Here is a 16,619-nt window from a genome sequence, read left to right as displayed (position 1 = left end):
CCGCCCTGCTCCGCTCCGCGAGCCGCCGTACCGGCGACGGCAATCACCGAGCCGCATCGCGCGCTGACAGGGTGCGCGTCCACGAAGCGAGGACCGATGACCATCCCCATCCGGAGATCACGGGGCGTGTGCGCCGTGGTCATGACGAGCCTGCTGATGCTGGGCGGTCCGCTGGTGACCGCCCGCGCGGCGGGCGGACCGAACATCGCGCTCGGCGACACCGCGTCGGCGAGCAGCTCCCACAGCGAGTACGGCGCCCGGAACATCACCGACGGCAACCAGGGAACGTACTGGCAGAGCGCCGGTTCCAACCTGCCCCAGTGGGTCCAGGCCGACCTCGGGACGGCCACCCGCGTCGACGAGGTCGTGCTGAAGCTCCCCGCCGGCTGGGAGAGCCGCAGCCAGACACTGTCCGTGCAGGGCAGCGCGGACGGCACCAGCTTCACCACGCTCAAGAACTCCGCCGCGTACACCTTCAGTCCGGGCTCCGGGAACACCGTCACCGTGTCCTTCCCGGCGTCCCAGGCGCGGTTCGTCCGGGTCGACATCACCGCCAACACCGGCTGGCAGGCCGCCCAGCTCTCCGAACTGGAGGTGCACGCAGCCGACGGCTCCTCGGCGAACCTCGCCGCCGGGCGGACCCTCACCGCGAGCAGCCACACCCAGTCCTACACGGCCTCCCAGGCGAACGACGGCAACCGGGCCACCTACTGGGAGAGCGCCAGTAACTCCTTCCCGCAGTGGCTCCAGGCGGACCTCGGCGCCACCGTCGGCGTCAACCGAGTCGTCCTGCGCCTTCCCGCCGGCTGGGAGAGCCGCAGCCAGACCCTGAAGATCCAGGGAAGCACCGACGGCAAGAACTTCACCGACCTGTCGGCCGAGCAGCGCCACACCTTCGACGCGTCGAACAGCAACACCGCGACGATCACTCTCGACACCGCCGGCACTCGGTACGTACGCGTACTGGTCACGGCGAACTCGGTCCAGCGGGCCGCCCAGATCGGCGAGTTGGAGGTCTACGGGCCGACCGGCGGCGACATCCAGGCGCCGACGGCGCCGGCGAACCTGGCTCTCACGGAGCCCGCCGCCGGCCAGATCAGGCTGACCTGGAAGGCGTCGACCGACGACGTCGGTGTGACCGGCTACGACATCTACGCCAACGGCGCCCTGCTGACCGGCGTCGCCGGTGACGTCACCACCTTCACCGACAACCGGCCGGCCGACGAGACCGTGTCGTACCGCGTACGGGCGAAGGACGCGTCCGGCAACCAGTCCGGCGACAGCAACACCGTCACCCGCATCGGCGACGGCGGCGACACCCAGGCCCCGACGGCGCCGGCGGACCTGGCCCTCACCGAGCCCACGAGCGGCCAGGTGAAGCTGACCTGGACGGCCTCGACGGACGACGTCGGTGTGACCGGCTACGACATCTACGCGAACAACGTCCTGCGCGGCAGCGTGGCCGGGAACACCACCACCTACACCGACACACAGCCGGCCTCCGGCACCGTCACCTACCACGTCCGCGCCAGGGACGCGGCCGGCAACCGGTCGGCCGAGAGCAACCGGGTGACCCGCAACGGCAGCGGCGGCACCGGTTCCGATCTCGCCGTCGGCAAGCCGATCGACGCCTCCTCCACGGTGCACACCTACGTCGCGGCGAACGCCAACGACAACAACACCGCCACCTACTGGGAGGGCGCGGGCGGCAGCTACCCGAACCTCCTCACCGTCGAGCTGGGCGCCAACGCCGACGTCGACCGGCTCGTGCTCGGACTGAACCCGGACAGCGTGTGGTCCGCCCGCTCCCAGACGATCGAGGTGCTCGGCAGGGAGCAGAGCGCCAGCGGCTTCTCCAGCCTGGTCGCGGCGAAGAGCTACACCTTCGACCCGGCGAGCGGCAACACCGTCACCGTCCCGGTCTCCGGGCGCGTCGCAGACGTCCGGCTGAGGTTCACCGCCAACTCCGGCTCCCCGGCCGGTCAGCTCGCCGAGTTCCAGGTCATCGGTGTCCCCGCACCCAACCCGGACCTCGTCGTCACCGATCTGACCACCTCGCCCGCCGCCCCGGTCGAGTCGGACGAGATCACCGTGTCGGCCACCGTCCGCAACGACGGTCCGGCCGCCGCCCCGGCCAGCCGGGTCGCGCTGCGCCTCGGCGGCACCGAGGTCACCACCGCCCAGGTCGGCGCCCTGGCGGCGGGCGCCGAGACCAAGGTGAGCGCATCGCTCGGAACCCGCGACGCGGGCTCGTACGAGCTGAGCGCGGTCGCGGACGAGGCCGGTGCGGTCGTCGAGCAGAACGAGAGCAACAACACCTACACCAGGCCCACCGCCCTGGTGGTCAAGCCGGTCGCCGGCTCGGACCTGGTGGCCGGCTCGGTGACGACCTCCCCCTCCAGCCCGGCCGCCGGTGACAGCGTCACGTTCAAGGTCGCGGTGAGGAACCAGGGCACCGAGCCGACCGCGGCGGGCGGCCACGGGGTGACACTCAGCCTCCTCGACGAGCAGGGAGACACGGTCAGGACCTTGAGCGGTGAGCACACCGGGGTCATCGCCCCGGGCGCCACCGCCCAGGTGAGCCTCGGCCCCTGGACGGCGGTCAACGGCTCGTACACCGTCAGGACGGTCCTCGCCGCCGACACCGACGAGCCGCCGGTCAAGCGGGAGAACAACACCCACACCCAGCCGCTGTTCGTCGGGCGCGGCGCCGACATGCCGTACGACATGTACGAGGCGGAGGACGGCACCGCCGGCGGCGGCGCGAAGGTCGTCGGGCCCAACCGGACCGTCGGCGACATCGCCGGTGAGGCGTCCGGTCGCAAGGCGGTGACCCTCGACGCGACCGGCGAGTACGTCGAGTTCACCACCCGCGCCGAGACCAACACCCTCGTGACCCGGTTCTCCGTGCCGGACGCCCCGGGCGGCGGTGGCATCGACACCACCCTCAACGTCTACGTCGACGATGTCTTCAGGAAGGCGCTCCCGCTGACGTCGAAGTACGCCTGGCTGTACGGGGCCGAGACCGCGCCCGGCAACAGCCCGGGGGCGGGTGCCCCGCGGCACATCTACGACGAGGCGCACATGATGTTCGGTGAGAACATCCCCGCGGGCAGCAGGATCCGCCTGCAGAAGGACGCCGCCAACAGTGCCGCCCATTACGCGATCGACTTCGTCAACACGGAGAAGGTCGCCCCGGTCGCGAACCCGGACCCGGCCACGTACACCGTGCCGGCCGGCTTCACGCACCAGGACGTGCAGAACGCGCTCGACCGGGTGCGCATGGACACCACGGGCAAGCTGGCCGGTGTCTACCTGCCGCCGGGCGACTACCAGACCTCGGGCAAGTTCCAGGTGTACGGCAAGGCGGTGAAGGTCGTGGGCGCCGGCCCGTGGTACACGACGTTCCACGCGCCCACCACGCAGGACAACACCGACGTCGGCTTCCGGGCCGAAGCCTCGGCCAAGGGCTCGCTCTTCAAGGGCTTCGCCTACTTCGGCAACTACACCTCGCGTATCGATGGACCCGGCAAGGTGTTCGACTTCGCCAATGTCTCGGACATAGTGATCGACGACATATGGAACGAGCACATGGTCTGCCTCTACTGGGGTGCCAACACCGACCGGATCACCATCAGGAACTCCCGGATCCGGAACATGTTCGCCGACGGCATCAACATGACCAACGGCTCCACGGACAACCTCGTGTCCAACAACGACGCCCGGGCCACCGGGGACGACAGCTTCGCGCTGTTCTCGGCGATCGACGCGGGCGGCGCGGACATGAAGAACAACGTCTACGAGAACCTGACCTCGACCCTGACCTGGCGTGCCGCGGGCGTCGCCGTCTACGGCGGCTACGACAACACCTTCCGCAACATCCACATCGCCGACACCCTCGTCTACTCGGGCGTCACCATCTCGTCCCTCGACTTCGGTTACCCGATGAACGGCTTCGGGACCGGGCCGACGACCTTCGAGAACGTCTCCGTCGTGCGGGCCGGCGGACACTTCTGGGGGAACCAGACCTTCCCCGGCATCTGGCTGTTCTCCGCATCCAAGGTGTTCCAGGGGATCCGGGTCAGCCATGTCGACATCGTCGACCCCACCTACAGCGGAATCATGTTCCAGACCCAGTACGTGGGCGGACAGCCGGCGAACCCGGTCAAGGACACGGTCCTCACCGACATCTCGATCACCGGGGCCCGCCGGAGCGGGGACGCCTGGGACGCCAAGTCCGGCATCGGTGTCTGGGCCAACGAGATGCCCGAACCCGGTCAGGGACCGGCCGTGGGCGAGGCCACCTTCAACTGCCTGCGGATGAACGACAACGCCGAGAACATCCGCAACACCACCACCTTCCGACTCGACATCAACCCCTGCTGACCTGGGACTCCGGCCCGGCCCAGTGAGCGACCGGCGCCCGCCGCACTCGTGGCGGGCGCCGGTCCCGTCATGGGGGCGGGGAGCCCGGCGTGTCGTTCACGTCCGGGAAGAGCACACGAAGACTCTTGACGTGGACCTGCCTAGATGGGTTCATGGGAGCGCTCCCATCCACGTCACCGACCGATGCCCATGTTTCTTGGCGCTCACTTCCAGGAGTCGCAGTGAGAACTACAAGAAGCACGACACGACAGCGCCCCCTGGCCGGCCTGCTGACCGGTCTGGTCGCCGCCCTCGGCCTCGCCGTCCTCGGCGCTCTCTGCCCGGCCGTCGCCCAGGCCCAGGACGATCCGCCGGGCACCGCCGCCACCGGCCTCCACATCAGCGACGGCCGCCTGCTGGAGGGCAACGGCAACGATTTCGTCATGCGGGGCGTCAACCACGCCCACACCTGGTACCAGGGCGAGACGACGCAGTCGCTGGCCGACATCAAGGCGACGGGTGCCAACACCGTGCGCGTCGTCCTCGCCAGCGGCCAGCGCTGGGCCGCGAACAGCGCCGCCGACGTGGCGAACGTCGTCGACCAGTGCAAGGCCAACCGCCTCATCTGCGTGCTGGAGGTGCACGACACCACCGGCTACGGCGAGGAGGCCGCGGCCGCCACGCTCGACCAGGCGGCCGACTACTGGATCGGCCTGAAGGGCGTCCTCGCGGGCGAAGAGGACTACATCATCGTCAACATCGGCAACGAGCCCTGGGGCAACACCGACCCCGCCGGCTGGACCGACCCCACCATCGCGGCCGTGAAGAAGCTGCGGAACGCCGGGTTCGAGCACACGATCATGGTGGACGCGCCCAACTGGGGCCAGGACTGGCAGGGCGTCATGCGAGCCAACGCCCGGTCCGTCTACGACGCCGACCCCACCGGCAACCTGATCTTCTCGATCCACATGTACAGCGTGTTCGACACGGCCCAGGAGATCAACGACTACCTGGACGCCTTCGTCGCCGCCGGACTGCCCATCCTCATCGGCGAGTTCGGCGGCCCGGCCGACCAGTACGGCGACCCGGACGAGGACACCATGATGGCCGCCGCCGAGCGGCTCGACCTCGGCTATCTGGCCTGGTCCTGGAGCGGCAACACCGACCCGATCCTCGACCTCGTGCTCGACTTCGACCCCAGCCGGACGAGCTCGTGGGGGGAGCGCATCTTCCACGGCGCGAACGGCATCGCACAGACCGCCCGCGAGGCCACCGTCTTCGGCGGCGGCACCCCGGGTGACACCCAGGCCCCGACGGCCCCCGGCACGCCCACCGCCTCCGCCGTGGCCGCCACGTCCGTGACCCTCACCTGGGCCGCCTCCACCGACAACGTCGGCGTCACCGGCTACGACGTCGTCCGCGTCAGCGGCGGCTCCGAGACCACGGTCGCCGCCGCGACCACCAACACGGTCACGGTGACCGGCCTCACCGCCGACACGGCGTACACCTTCGCCGTCTACGCGCGCGACGCCGCGGGCAACCGTTCCGCCCGGTCGGCCACGGTGAACGTCACCACCGACGAGAGCGGCGGCACCCCCGGTACGTCCTGCTCCGTCAAGTACAGCGTCGTGGGGGAGTGGCCGGGCGGCTTCCAGGGTGAGATCACCATCCGCAACACCGGCACGGCCGCTGTCAGCGGCTGGACGCTCGGGTTCACGTTCGCCGACGGCCAGACCGTCAGCAACATGTGGGGAGGCACCCCGACCCAGAACGGCGGCGCGGTGAGTGTCGCCCCCGCGTCGTACACCTCCACCATCCCGGCCGGCGGCTCGGTCACCGCCGGGTTCATCGCGACCAAGAGCGCCAAGAACACCGCTCCGGCCGCGTTCACCCTCAACGGGGCGAGCTGCGCCACCGCCTGACCGCGAGCCACCCGGTGAAGCGATCGCCGGTCCGGCGCCCCGCCCGACGGCGGGGTGCCGGACCGGCGGCACGTGCGCCGGGAGCCGGGCTCAGACGGCCGGCGCCGGGTACGTCGGGTACTCCACCCCGGAGACGTGCTGGACGACCCGGATGACCTGGCACGAGTAGCCGAACTCGTTGTCGTACCAGAGGTAGAGGATCGCGTTGTCGCCCTCGACCTTGGTGGCGCCGGCGTCGACGATCGAGGCGTGGCGCGAGCCGATGAAGTCGCTCGAGACCGCGTCGGGAGCGGTGGTGAAGTCGATCTGGCGCTTGAGCGGCGAGGTCAGCGACACCTCGCGGAGGTGGTCGAGGACCTCCTCGCGGGTGGTCTCGCGCGCGAGCTGCAGGTTGAGGATCGCGATCGAGACGTCCGGGACGGGCACGCGGATCGAGCTGCCGGTGATCCTCGCCTTGAGGTCGGGCAGCGCCTTGGCGACGGCGGAGGCGGCACCGGTCTCGGTGATGACCATGTTGAGCGGCGCGGAACGGCCGCGGCGGTCCGCCTTGTGGTAGTTGTCCAGCAGGTTCTGGTCGTTGGTGAACGAGTGGACGGTCTCCACATGGCCCCGCACCACACCGAACTCGTCCTCCATCGCCTTCAGCGGCGGGACGATGGCGTTCGTGGTGCAGGACGCGCAGGACAGGATCTGCTCGTCGGGCTTGACCGTGTCGTGGTTGACGCCGTGGACGATGTTGGGCACGTCGCCCTTGCCCGGCGCGGTCAGGACGACCTTGTCGATGCCGGGGCGCAGATGCTGGGACAGGCCCTCGCGGTCGCGCCACTTGCCCGTGTTGTCGATGAGGATGGCGTCCTTGATGCCGTACGCGGTGTAGTCGACCTCGGACGGGTCGTTCGCGTAGATCACCTTGATCTCGTTGCCGTTGGCGACGATCGTGCGGTTCGCCTCGTCGACGGTGATCGTGCCCTGGAACTGGCCGTGGATGGAGTCCCGGCGCAGCAGCGAGGCCCGCTTGACGAGGTCACCGCCGGCCCGGGCGGCGTCCCCGCGCACCACGATGGCGCGCAGCCGCAGTCCGTTGCCGGAGCCGGCCTTCTCGATGAGCAGCCGGGCCACGAGGCGGCCGATGCGGCCGAACCCGTAGAGGACGACGTCACGCGGGGCGCGGCGCTCGATCCTGTCGGCACCGGTGGCGCCGGCGACGGCCTCGGCGGTGAACTGCTCCACGGTCAGGCCGCGGTCGTCCGTCGCGTACGTCGCGGCGAGCATGCCGATGTCGATCTGGGAGGGGCCCAGGTCGAGCGTGGTGAGGGCCTGCAGGAACGGCCAGGTGTCGGTGACCGACAGTTCCTCACCGGCTATCTGGCGGGCGAATCGGTGGGTCTTGAGGATGCTGACCACCGACTTGTTCACCAAGGAGCGGCTGTGGAGCAGGACCGTGACGTCCCTCTCGCGGTGCAGCTTCCCGATGATCGGGATCATCGACTCCGCGATCTCCTCGCGGCGCATCCAGTTGGTGAACGAGTCGTCTTTGACAGTCACAGGCATATCTTTCGAGCTAGGCGGCGCTCACATGTTAACCCCCGCTCTTTTGGGCATCACACCGCACCTCTGATATGGCTCTGAAGGTAGGCCCGCGACGAGGTCACCCCGCCGTCAACGGCAGCGTCCCGAAGACATGCCCCTCCCAGAGACGGCGGGACGCCTCCTCCGGGTAGGCCGCCACCACGGGCTCGACGTCGAGGACGTGGGTGAGGCGCCGCGCCGTGTCGTACCCGGGCCAGCCGGGGTCGCCCGTGGCGGCGAAGGCCGTCCAGGCGGCGCGGATGTGCGCCGACAGCTTCTCGGCCTCGGCGGGCGGTGTCGGCCCGAGCAGTTCGTTGCCGTCGAGGGTGCCGAAGGTGAGGGGGAGGTCCAGCGCGTGGCAGGCGCCCAGACAGCCGTCGAACGCAGGAGCGGGCCAGGTGAGCTCGTAGACGTGGGCCCGGCCGCCGCCGGCGGTGTGCGCCTCCGCGAGCCGGAGCGTGGGCATGCGGAACAGCCAGTCGGAGTGGACGAGTTCGTAGAGGCGCTCGGCCGAGGCGCCGGGGAACGCGGCACGGTAACTCCGTACCGGATCGGGGCCGGGGCCGAAGACGCGCAGCGCCGTGGCCGCCCGTACGTCGTCGATCTGCCCGAGGTCTCCGTCGAGGGCGATGAACAGCCGGTACTCGTTCCGGGTGTGACCGGCGATCAGCTCGACGTCCCGGGCGGCTCCGTCCGCCAGGGCCTGCCAGGGCGCGACCGGCAGGACGTCGCCGTCCACGACGGGCGAGTACGGCGTCGGGGTGTGCGCGACCGTGCCCCAGCGCCCGGTGTGCCGGCCCATGTCGAGCGCCGCCACGGCCTCGGGAAGCTCGTACGGGTCCACGCGGGAGAGATCGGCCGCTGTCGGACGCACGCCGGCCTCCCGGGCCAGGGCGGTGGCGATGTCGGCGGCCAGCGCGTCCGAGAAGTACGTGCCGGGCACGCTCTGGGCGATGGCCCGCCGGAACAGGCCCTTCGCACGGGGCATGGCCAGCAGCGCGGCGATCGACCCGGCACCGGCCGACTCGCCGAAGACGGTGACCTCGTCCGGGTCGCCGCCGAAGGCCGCGATGTTCTCCTGCACCCACCGCAGGGCGGCGACCTGGTCGAGCAGCCCGCGGTTGGCCGGAGCGCCCTGGATGCGGGCGAACCCCTCCATACCGACGCGGTAGTTGAAGCTGACCACGACCAGGCCGCCGTCGCGGGCCAGCCGGCCACCGTCGTAGCCCGGCTCGGCCGAGGAGCCGAACTTGTAGGCACCGCCGTAGATCCACACCAGCACCGGCCGGCGGGCGGCGGGGTCCGGCGCGGGCGTCCAGACGTTGACGGTCAGCCAGTCGTCACCGCCGCCCGCCGCCCGCCCGGGGGCCGGCGGCGTCCCCGGTGTCATGGCCTCCTGCGGGGGCGGCGGGCCGAACGCGGTCGCCTCCCGTACGCCGTCCCAGCGGTCCACGGGACGCGGTGCGAGGAAACGGGCCGGACCGACCGGCGGCCCGGCGAACGGAATCCCTCGGAAGACCGCCAGGCCGTCCTCGGAGAGACCCCGCACGGTTCCCGCCGCCGTGGCCGCCAGCGGCCGGTCCGTCACGCTCATCGATGGCTCCCCTGACTCGAACGAACGGTCTCACCCGGCGGACATGGCTGCCCGCGTCCGGTGACGACGATGCCGCCGTACCGTCAGAAGGGGTAGTGCGCCTGCTGCGTGGCGATGGTCACCCAACGGGTGTTCGAGAACGCCTCGATGCCCCAGCGTCCGCCGAACCGGCCGTAGCCGGACGCCTTGACACCGCCGAACGGCGCGTGCGGCTCGTCGCCCACGGACTGGTCGTTGATGTGCACGATGCCGGTGTGTATCCGGCGTGCCACGGTCAGGCCGTGGGTGGCGTTCTCGGTGATGATGCCGCAGGTCAGGCCGTTCTCGGTGTCGTTGGCGAGGGCGATCGCGGCGTCGTCGTCCGAGAAGGTCGTCAGCACGCACAGCGGGCCGAACGACTCGGTGCGGAAGAGGTCGGCGTCCTTCGGTACGTCGGTGAGGACGGTGGCCGGGTGGACCGCGCCCTCCGGCGCCGTGCCGCCCGTGAGGACCTTCGCGCCCTTGGCGACGGCGTCCGCGACCAGGGCGGCCACGCGCTCGGCCGACTTCCTGGTGACCAGGGGGCCGACCACGGTCGTCGGGTCCGCCGGGTCGCCGGACTGCAGCGCGGCGGCCTTCGCGACGAACTTGGCGGTGAACTCCTCCGCGAGGGACTCGTGGACGAGAATGCGGTCGCCGGACATGCAGATCTGCCCGGCGTTCATGAACACGCTGAAGCAGGCGGCGTTCACGGCGTGGTCGACATCGGCGTCGTCCAGCACGATCACGGAGTTCTTGCCGCCGAGCTCCAGGACGGCGGGCTTGAGGTGACGCGCCGCGTGCTCGCCGATGACGCGGCCCACGCCGGTGGAGCCGGTGAAGTTGACCGCACGCACCCGCGGGTCGGCGATCAGGGTCTCGGCCACCACCGCGGCGTCCTCGCGCGCGTTGGTGACGACGTTGAGCACGCCGTCCGGCAGGCCGGCCTCGCGCAGTACGTCCGCGATCAGCAGCCCGCAGGCGATCGGCGCGTCCTCGCTGGGCTTGGCCACCACGGTGTTGCCGGCGGCCAGCGGCGCGGCGACCGCCCGTACGCCCAGGATGAGGGGCGCGTTCCAGGGCGCGAACGCGGCGACCACGCCCAGCGGTTCGCGCACCGCGAGACCGAGGACGCCCTCCTCCTGCGCGTTCAGCACCTCGCCGCGCGGCGCGGTGACCGCCGCGGCGGCCTCACGGAGGATGTTCGCCGCAAGGGCCACGTTGAAGTGCGCCCACGGACGGGTGCCGCCCGCCTCGTACGCCATGACGTCGGCCGCCTCGCCGCTCCGCGCGTCCAGCAGGTCGGCCGCCTTCAGGAAGATCGCCCGGCGGGCGAAGGGGGAGAGGGCCGCCCATGCGGGGAAGGCGGCGTCCGCCGCGTCCACCGCCCGCGTCACGTCCTCCGGCCCGGCGGCGGCCACGGTGGCGTAGACCTCGCCGGTGTAGGGGTTGACGTCCGCCTCGGTGCGCCCGGAGGCTGCGGGGACGTCCTTGCCGCCGATGAACAGGTCGCGGGTGATGGGCATGGTGCGGCTCCGGAGGATTCGGTTCGCTCGGTGAACTATCGTTCACTGTGTTACGGGAATGCTGCGCTCCGGCCCCGGCCAAGTCAAGAGTTGACCAAGGAGGCGAAAGCCACAGGTCACCGGCTGCAGAGCGGAACGCCCTGCTGTACGGAAGCGTGCCGTCCGTCCTCATGGCCGTGCACAGGCATGCCCGTCGCCCGCTCGGGTACGCGACCCCCGTTGCGCCCGGAACGGACCCCGTCCCGGGTGGTCCGTTTCGCCACTACCCCGGGATCCGCCATGGACACACCCCCGTACGACCACACCGCGTACGACCACATCGCGCCCGAGTCCGTGACCGCGGCGCAGCGGGCGCTGACGACGCTCGCCGAGGACACCGGCGACGCGGTCGCACTCGACACGCTGGCCCACAGCGACGTACTGATCCCCGTGCCGGACGACGCCAGTGACGAGGACGCCACCGATCCGACGGTCGTGGCGCTGCCCGTACTGGAGCAGCCGGGAGGCGAACAGGTGGTGCCCGTCTTCACCTCGGAGACGGAGATGGCGGGGCTGCTGCCGTCCGTGGAGCGCTACCGCCTGGTGCCGCTGGGCGCGCTCGCCGCGCAGTGGCCCGACGGCGATCTGTCGCTCACCATAGACGCGACCTCTCCCTACGGCCTGACGCTGACCCCCCAGGGGGTCCGCACCCTGCTGGCCAGGCCGTACGACTGATGAGGCCGTACGGCCGAGCCGGCCGCGGTCAGCCGTCCAGCGTGCGGGACAGGGCCGCGCGCTGCAGCGGCAGCACCCGGGCGTGCAGGTCGCGTCCCTTCTCGGTGAGGGCGACCCACACCCCGCGCCGGTCCTCCTCGCAGATCGAGCGTTCCACGAGGCCGTCCTTCTCCAGCCGGCCGATCAGCCGGGACAGCGCGCTCTGACTGAGATGCACCCGGCAGGCGATGTTCTGTACGCGGCACGCCTCCCCGGAGTTCTCCGCCGCGGCGGAGACGAGGAGGTCGAGCACCTCGAAGTCGCTGGCGCCGAGGCCGTGCGGGTGGAGCGCGCGGTCGATCTCACACATGGTGCGCGCGTGCACCGACAGGATGTCCCGCCACCGATCCTCGAGCCGGGTGCCGGCCGTGTTGGCTGCCATGCGTGCACGGTAACAGACCTGGGCATGTTCGTTGACCATGCAACTAATGCGTGCGCAACGACGTGCGGGGTCCCGGCTTCCGGCCCTGGGCCCCCGCGGCCTCAGGTCGAGTCCCGCCGCACCAGTTCCGTCGGAAGGATCACCGCCGCCGGGTCCTCCCCGCCGATCTGCGCCAGCAGCACCCGCACCATCTCGTTGCTGATCCGGTCCCAGGGCTGGCGGATCGTGGTGAGGGCCGGGGTGGCGGCCGTGGCGGCGGGGGAGTCGTCGAAACCTCCCACGGCCACGTCCTCGGGGACCCGCCGGCCGGCCCGGCGCAGCGCGCTGAGCACGCCCTGTGCCATCAGGTCCGACGCGACGAACACCGCGTCCACGTCCGGTGCCTGTGCCAGCAGCCGTTCCGCCCCCGCCTCACCGCTGGCGCGGCTGTAGTCGCCGGAGACGATCAGCCGCTCTTCCACGCCGACGCCCGCCTCGGTGAGCACCTCCCGGTAGCCCGCGAGACGCTCGACACCGCCCGGGGTGTCCAGTGGCCCGGTCACCACGCCGATGCGGCGACGGCCCAGTGACAGCAGATGGCGCACCATGTCGCGGGCGCCGTCCCGGTCGTCCGCCGCCACATAGCTGACCTTCGAGCCGAGCCCGATGGGCTTGCCGCACGCGACCAGCGGCACGCCCGCCTCGCGCAGCTCCTCGGCGACCGGGTCCCCGGAGTGACTGGACACCAGCAGCACCCCGTCGACGTGTCCGGCGGTGATGTACCGCGTGATGCGCCGCCGCTCGTCCTTCGTGCCCGCCAGCATCAGCAGCAACGGGATGTCGTGGGCGGCCAGGGCCTGGGTGCAGCCCCGCAGCAGGACGTTGAAGTTGGGGTCCTCGAAGAACCTCTCCTGGGGCTCCGTCAGCAGGAAGCCGACCGAGTCCGACCGCCCGGTGATCAGTGAGCGGGCGTGCCGGTTCACGACGTAACCCGTCTTGCGGATCGCCGCGTTGACGGCCTCCTGGGCCGCGGGGCTGACGTAGTGGCCGCCGTTGAGGACGCGTGACACCGTGCCCCGGGACACCCCGGCCTCGCGCGCCACGTCGTGGATCGTCGGCGGCCTGCGCCGGCCCCCCGTGTTGCTCATGGTCATGACTTTACGGCCCCGGACAGCAGGTCGAGGCTCCAGAACCGCTGGACCGCCAGGAACAGGGCGATCAGCGGCAGCACCGCGAGCAGCGCGCCCGTGATGACGAGGGTGTAGAGCGCCGGGGTGTTGGATCCCTGTTCCAGCAGCGTGAACAGACCCAGCGTGATCGGGAACTTCTCGTCGTCGCTGAGCATGATGTACGGCAGCAGGAAGTTGTTCCACACGGCCACGAACTGGAACAGGAAGACCGTCACCAGCCCCGGCACCATCATCGGCAGCGCGATCCGCGTGAAGATCCGCCACTCGCCCGCCCCGTCCATCCGCCCGGCCTCCACCACGTCACCGGGCACGGCGGCGGCTGCGTAGATGCGGGCGAGGTACACGCCGTACGGGGAGAGGACCAGCGGCAGCAGCACGGACCAGTACGAGTCCGTCAGGTCCGCCTTCGCCAGCAGCAGGTACTGCGGGATCGCGAGGATGACCGGTGGCATCAGCACACCCGCCATGAGGATGCTGAAGACGGTCTCGCGGCCCCGGAAACGGTAGATCGCGAGCGCGTAGCCGCTGACCGCGGAGACGGCGGTGGACAGCAGGGCGCCGAGGCCGGCGTAGAGCGCGGAGTTGCCCATCCACTTCCAGTAGACGCCGTCGCGGTAGGCGTTCAGGTCGGACAGGTTGTCCGCGAAGCCGGTGCCCGGCAGGAAGGTGAACGTGGAGAACAGCTCACGGCCCGACTTGGTGGCCGCGATCACCACCCAGGCCACCGGCAGCAGGCAGTACAGCGCGCCCAGCACCAGGGTGAGCGTCGGGACGAGGGCGATACGGCGGCGGCGCGCGGGCGGGCCCTGGGCGGTGCCGGGCGTGGTCCCCGCGGCCGGTGCGGACTTGCGGACGGCAAGAGTACTCATCGTGCTGCCTCCTGCTGGGTCATCGTGCTTCCTCTTGCTTGGAACGGGAGTTGGCGGCCCGCAGGAAGCCGAAGGACAGGACCAGCGTGGCCACGGCGATCAGCACCGCGCCCGCGGCGGCCGCGTGGATGTCGCCCTTGCCGAAGGCGTCCTGGTACACCTTCATCAGCGGACTCCACGTCGTGGAGACGGAGTTGGTGAGGGGCTTGAGGGTGGTCGGCTCGCTGAACACCTGGAGCGTCGCGATGATCGAGAAGAAGAAGGTCAGCACCAGCGACGGCGCCACCATCGGGATCTTGATCCGCAGCGCGATCTGCAGCGGTGTGGCGCCGTCCAGCCGCGCGGCCTCGTACACCTCGTTCGGGATCGACTGGAGCGAGGTGTAGATGACGATCATGTTGAAGCCGGTGCCGCCCCACACCGCGATGTTCGACAGGGCGAGGTACAGCGGCCCGCCGTCCAGCAGGTCCGGCTGCGGCAGCCCGAGCTCGTCGAGGACGAAGTAGAAGGGGCTCACGTCCGGCAGGTAGAGGAAGCCCCACAGCAGCGCCGCGACAACGCCCGGGACGGCGTACGGCAGGAAGATCGCGAGCCGGGTGAAGCGGGTCAGCCGGACCTTCTCGCTGTCCAGCATCAGCGCGAACACCAGCGCCAGGCCCAGCATCACCGGGACCACGATCGCACCGTACCCGACCACGCGCAGCGCGCCGGCCAGCAGTTCGGAGTCGGTCAGGGCGTCGGCGTAGTTCTCCAGGCCGGCCCACACCTCCTGCCGCGCCCCCGCGCCCAGACCGAGGCCCTTGACCTCGACCTTGTGCAGGCTCAGCCAGAGCGCGTAGCCGATGGGCAGCGCGAAGAAGAGGGCGAACAGGACGGTCGCCGGGAGCAGGAAGACATACGGTGCGCCGCCGCGCCCGCGGGAGCGGGCACGGGCGGGGGAGGGACGGCCGCCGGACGTACGCGCGACCGGGGTGGGGCGGCCGCCCGGGGTCCCCACGACCCCGGACGGCTCCTTGCGCGTGCTGGTCACTCGGCGACCTCGAAGCCCTGCTTCTCCAGGTCGGCGACCGTCTCGTCCTGCATCGTCGTCAGGGCGGCACCGAAGTCGGACCTGTCCTTCGCGGCGGCGGCGAACGCGTCCTTGAAGGTGGTGTACGCGACGTTCACATTGGGACCCCACGCCGACGGCGCCGTGGTCTTGGCGATGGCGGCGGCCCGGGTGTAGAAGTCCGGCTGGTTCGAGAAGTAGGCCGGCGGCTCCGCGAACGCCTCGCTGAGCTGCGCGGTCGTCGCGGCCGGGTAGATGCCGCCCTCCTTGGCCAGCGCGGCCAGCGCCTCCTGGTCGGTGTTCAGCCAGGTGGCGAACTTGGCGGCGGCCTCCTTGTGCTTGGAGTCCGTGGTCACGGCGGTGGAGGAACCGCCCCAGCTGCCGGTCACGTCCTCGCTCTTCGACCACTGCGGCAGCGGCGCCATCTTCCACTTGCCCGCGGTGTCGGGGGCGGCGGTGGTCAGGGTGCCCGGCGCCCACACGGCGCTCACCCAGGCGATCTGCTTGCCGGTGTTGAGCGCCTTGTTCCAGGCGGGGGTGTACATCGGCTGGTTGTCGATGGCGCCCTCCTCGACGAGACCGCCCCAGAAGTCGGCGACCTTCTGCGTCGCCGCGTCGTCGATGCCGACCTTCCACTTCTGGCCCTCGGTGGTCCACCACTTGGCGCCAGCCTGCTGGGCGAGGCCCGCGAACAGTCCGGAGTCGTTGGCGGAGAAGGTGGTCAGGTCCACATCGGGAGCCTCCTCCTTCAGCTTCCGCGCGGTCTCGGCGAACTCGTCCCAGGTCGTCGGCACCGTCAGGCCGTACTCCTTGAACAGGTCCTCGCGGTAGTAGAACATCATCGGCCCGATGTCCTGCGGGATCGCGTAGACCGCGTCCGTGCCCAGCGTCGTCTGCTGCCAGACGCCCTCGGCGAAGTCGCCCTCCGCCTCGCCGGCCTCGCCCGCGATGTCGGCGACCGCGTCATTGCTGACCAGCGTGGGCAGCGCCTGGTACTCGGCCTGCACCAGGTCGGGACCCTTGCCCGCCTTGTGCGCGGTGAGGATCTTGGTGACGAGGGTGTCGCCGGAGGCCTGCTTCTTCACCGTGACGGTGATCTGCTGCTCCTTGCCGGGGCCCTTGTTCCACAGGTCGACGACCTTGTCCATGCCCGGCGTCCAGGTCCAGTACGTCAGCTTCGCGGGCCCGGACTGCGCATCACTGTCGTCGTCGGACGAGCCGCAGGCCGCGAGCGTGGTGGCGCCGAGTGTCACGGCGACAGCGGTGGCCACAAAGCGGCGGTGCTTCGTGTTGGTGGGCATGGATCGAATCTCCCCTGACCGTGGCTCCCGCCTTGCTGCGAGAACCTGCCATGCTTCTGTGAGCGTTCACAGTAGAGAAACACTCTCGACACTTGTCAATGGT

General features: G+C 70.7%; 11 protein-coding genes. 3 read left to right on the top strand and 8 right to left on the bottom strand.

Annotated features, from left to right (window positions below):
* The first annotated feature begins 96 nt into the window (after positions 1-96).
* On the top strand, positions 97-4,386 hold the full coding sequence (locus IE242_RS33205) for a discoidin domain-containing protein (RefSeq protein ID WP_229859763.1): 4,290 nt from the start codon (positions 97-99) through the stop codon (positions 4,384-4,386).
* A gap of 221 nt (positions 4,387-4,607) precedes the next feature.
* Positions 4,608-6,287: a cellulase family glycosylhydrolase gene (locus IE242_RS33200; protein ID WP_189866051.1), complete on the top strand. Its 1,680-nt coding sequence runs from the start codon at positions 4,608-4,610 to the stop codon at positions 6,285-6,287.
* 90 nt (positions 6,288-6,377) lie between these two features.
* Here the strand turns inward: IE242_RS33200 and IE242_RS33195 are convergent, their stop codons facing one another.
* From IE242_RS33195 to IE242_RS33185, 3 genes are all read right to left on the bottom strand, one after another.
* The gene (locus IE242_RS33195) at positions 6,378-7,832 is read right to left on the bottom strand and encodes a glyceraldehyde-3-phosphate dehydrogenase (protein ID WP_189866050.1); all 1,455 of its coding nucleotides are present in this window, start codon (positions 7,830-7,832) and stop codon (positions 6,378-6,380) included.
* A gap of 103 nt (positions 7,833-7,935) precedes the next feature.
* On the bottom strand, positions 7,936-9,450 hold the full coding sequence (locus IE242_RS33190) for a carboxylesterase/lipase family protein (protein WP_189866048.1): 1,515 nt from the start codon (positions 9,448-9,450) through the stop codon (positions 7,936-7,938).
* Positions 9,451-9,533: 83 nt separating this feature from the next.
* The gene (locus IE242_RS33185; protein ID WP_189866046.1) at positions 9,534-10,994 is read right to left on the bottom strand and encodes an aldehyde dehydrogenase family protein; all 1,461 of its coding nucleotides are present in this window, start codon (positions 10,992-10,994) and stop codon (positions 9,534-9,536) included.
* 279 nt (positions 10,995-11,273) lie between these two features.
* Between IE242_RS33185 and IE242_RS33180 the strand changes: the two genes are divergently transcribed.
* Positions 11,274-11,708 carry an SseB family protein gene (locus tag IE242_RS33180; protein ID WP_189866044.1) on the top strand — a complete coding sequence of 145 codons (435 nt, stop codon included), beginning with the start codon at positions 11,274-11,276 and terminating at the stop codon, positions 11,706-11,708.
* Positions 11,709-11,736: 28 nt separating this feature from the next.
* Here IE242_RS33180 and IE242_RS33175 read toward each other — a convergent pair whose 3' ends face one another.
* The 5 genes from IE242_RS33175 to IE242_RS33155 all read right to left on the bottom strand — a co-directional run bounded on the left by IE242_RS33175 (position 11,737) and on the right by IE242_RS33155 (position 16,516).
* Positions 11,737-12,129 carry a MarR family winged helix-turn-helix transcriptional regulator gene (locus IE242_RS33175; protein WP_189866042.1) on the bottom strand — a complete coding sequence of 131 codons (393 nt, stop codon included), beginning with the start codon at positions 12,127-12,129 and terminating at the stop codon, positions 11,737-11,739.
* 101 nt (positions 12,130-12,230) lie between these two features.
* A complete protein-coding gene (locus IE242_RS33170; protein ID WP_189866040.1) occupies positions 12,231-13,262 on the bottom strand; it encodes a LacI family DNA-binding transcriptional regulator in 1,032 nt (343 codons plus the stop codon).
* Positions 13,259-14,167, bottom strand: coding sequence for a carbohydrate ABC transporter permease (locus IE242_RS33165; RefSeq protein ID WP_189866038.1), 909 nt, complete (start codon positions 14,165-14,167; stop codon positions 13,259-13,261). The genes IE242_RS33170 and IE242_RS33165 overlap by 4 nt, the downstream gene beginning before the upstream one ends.
* A 19-nt stretch (positions 14,168-14,186) precedes the next feature.
* Positions 14,187-15,056 (bottom strand): carbohydrate ABC transporter permease, encoded by an 870-nt coding sequence (locus IE242_RS33160; protein ID WP_189866151.1) that lies wholly within the window; start codon positions 15,054-15,056, stop codon positions 14,187-14,189.
* Positions 15,057-15,193: 137 nt separating this feature from the next.
* Complete coding sequence (locus IE242_RS33155; protein WP_189866036.1) at positions 15,194-16,516, bottom strand: ABC transporter substrate-binding protein; 1,323 nt, start codon at positions 16,514-16,516, stop codon at positions 15,194-15,196.
* Positions 16,517-16,619: the final 103 nt, after the last annotated feature.

The organism is Streptomyces poonensis (assembly GCF_014650915.1).
Lineage (GTDB): Bacteria > Actinomycetota > Actinomycetes > Streptomycetales > Streptomycetaceae > Streptomyces > Streptomyces poonensis.
This window is presented reverse-complemented; position numbering and strand designations above follow the sequence as displayed.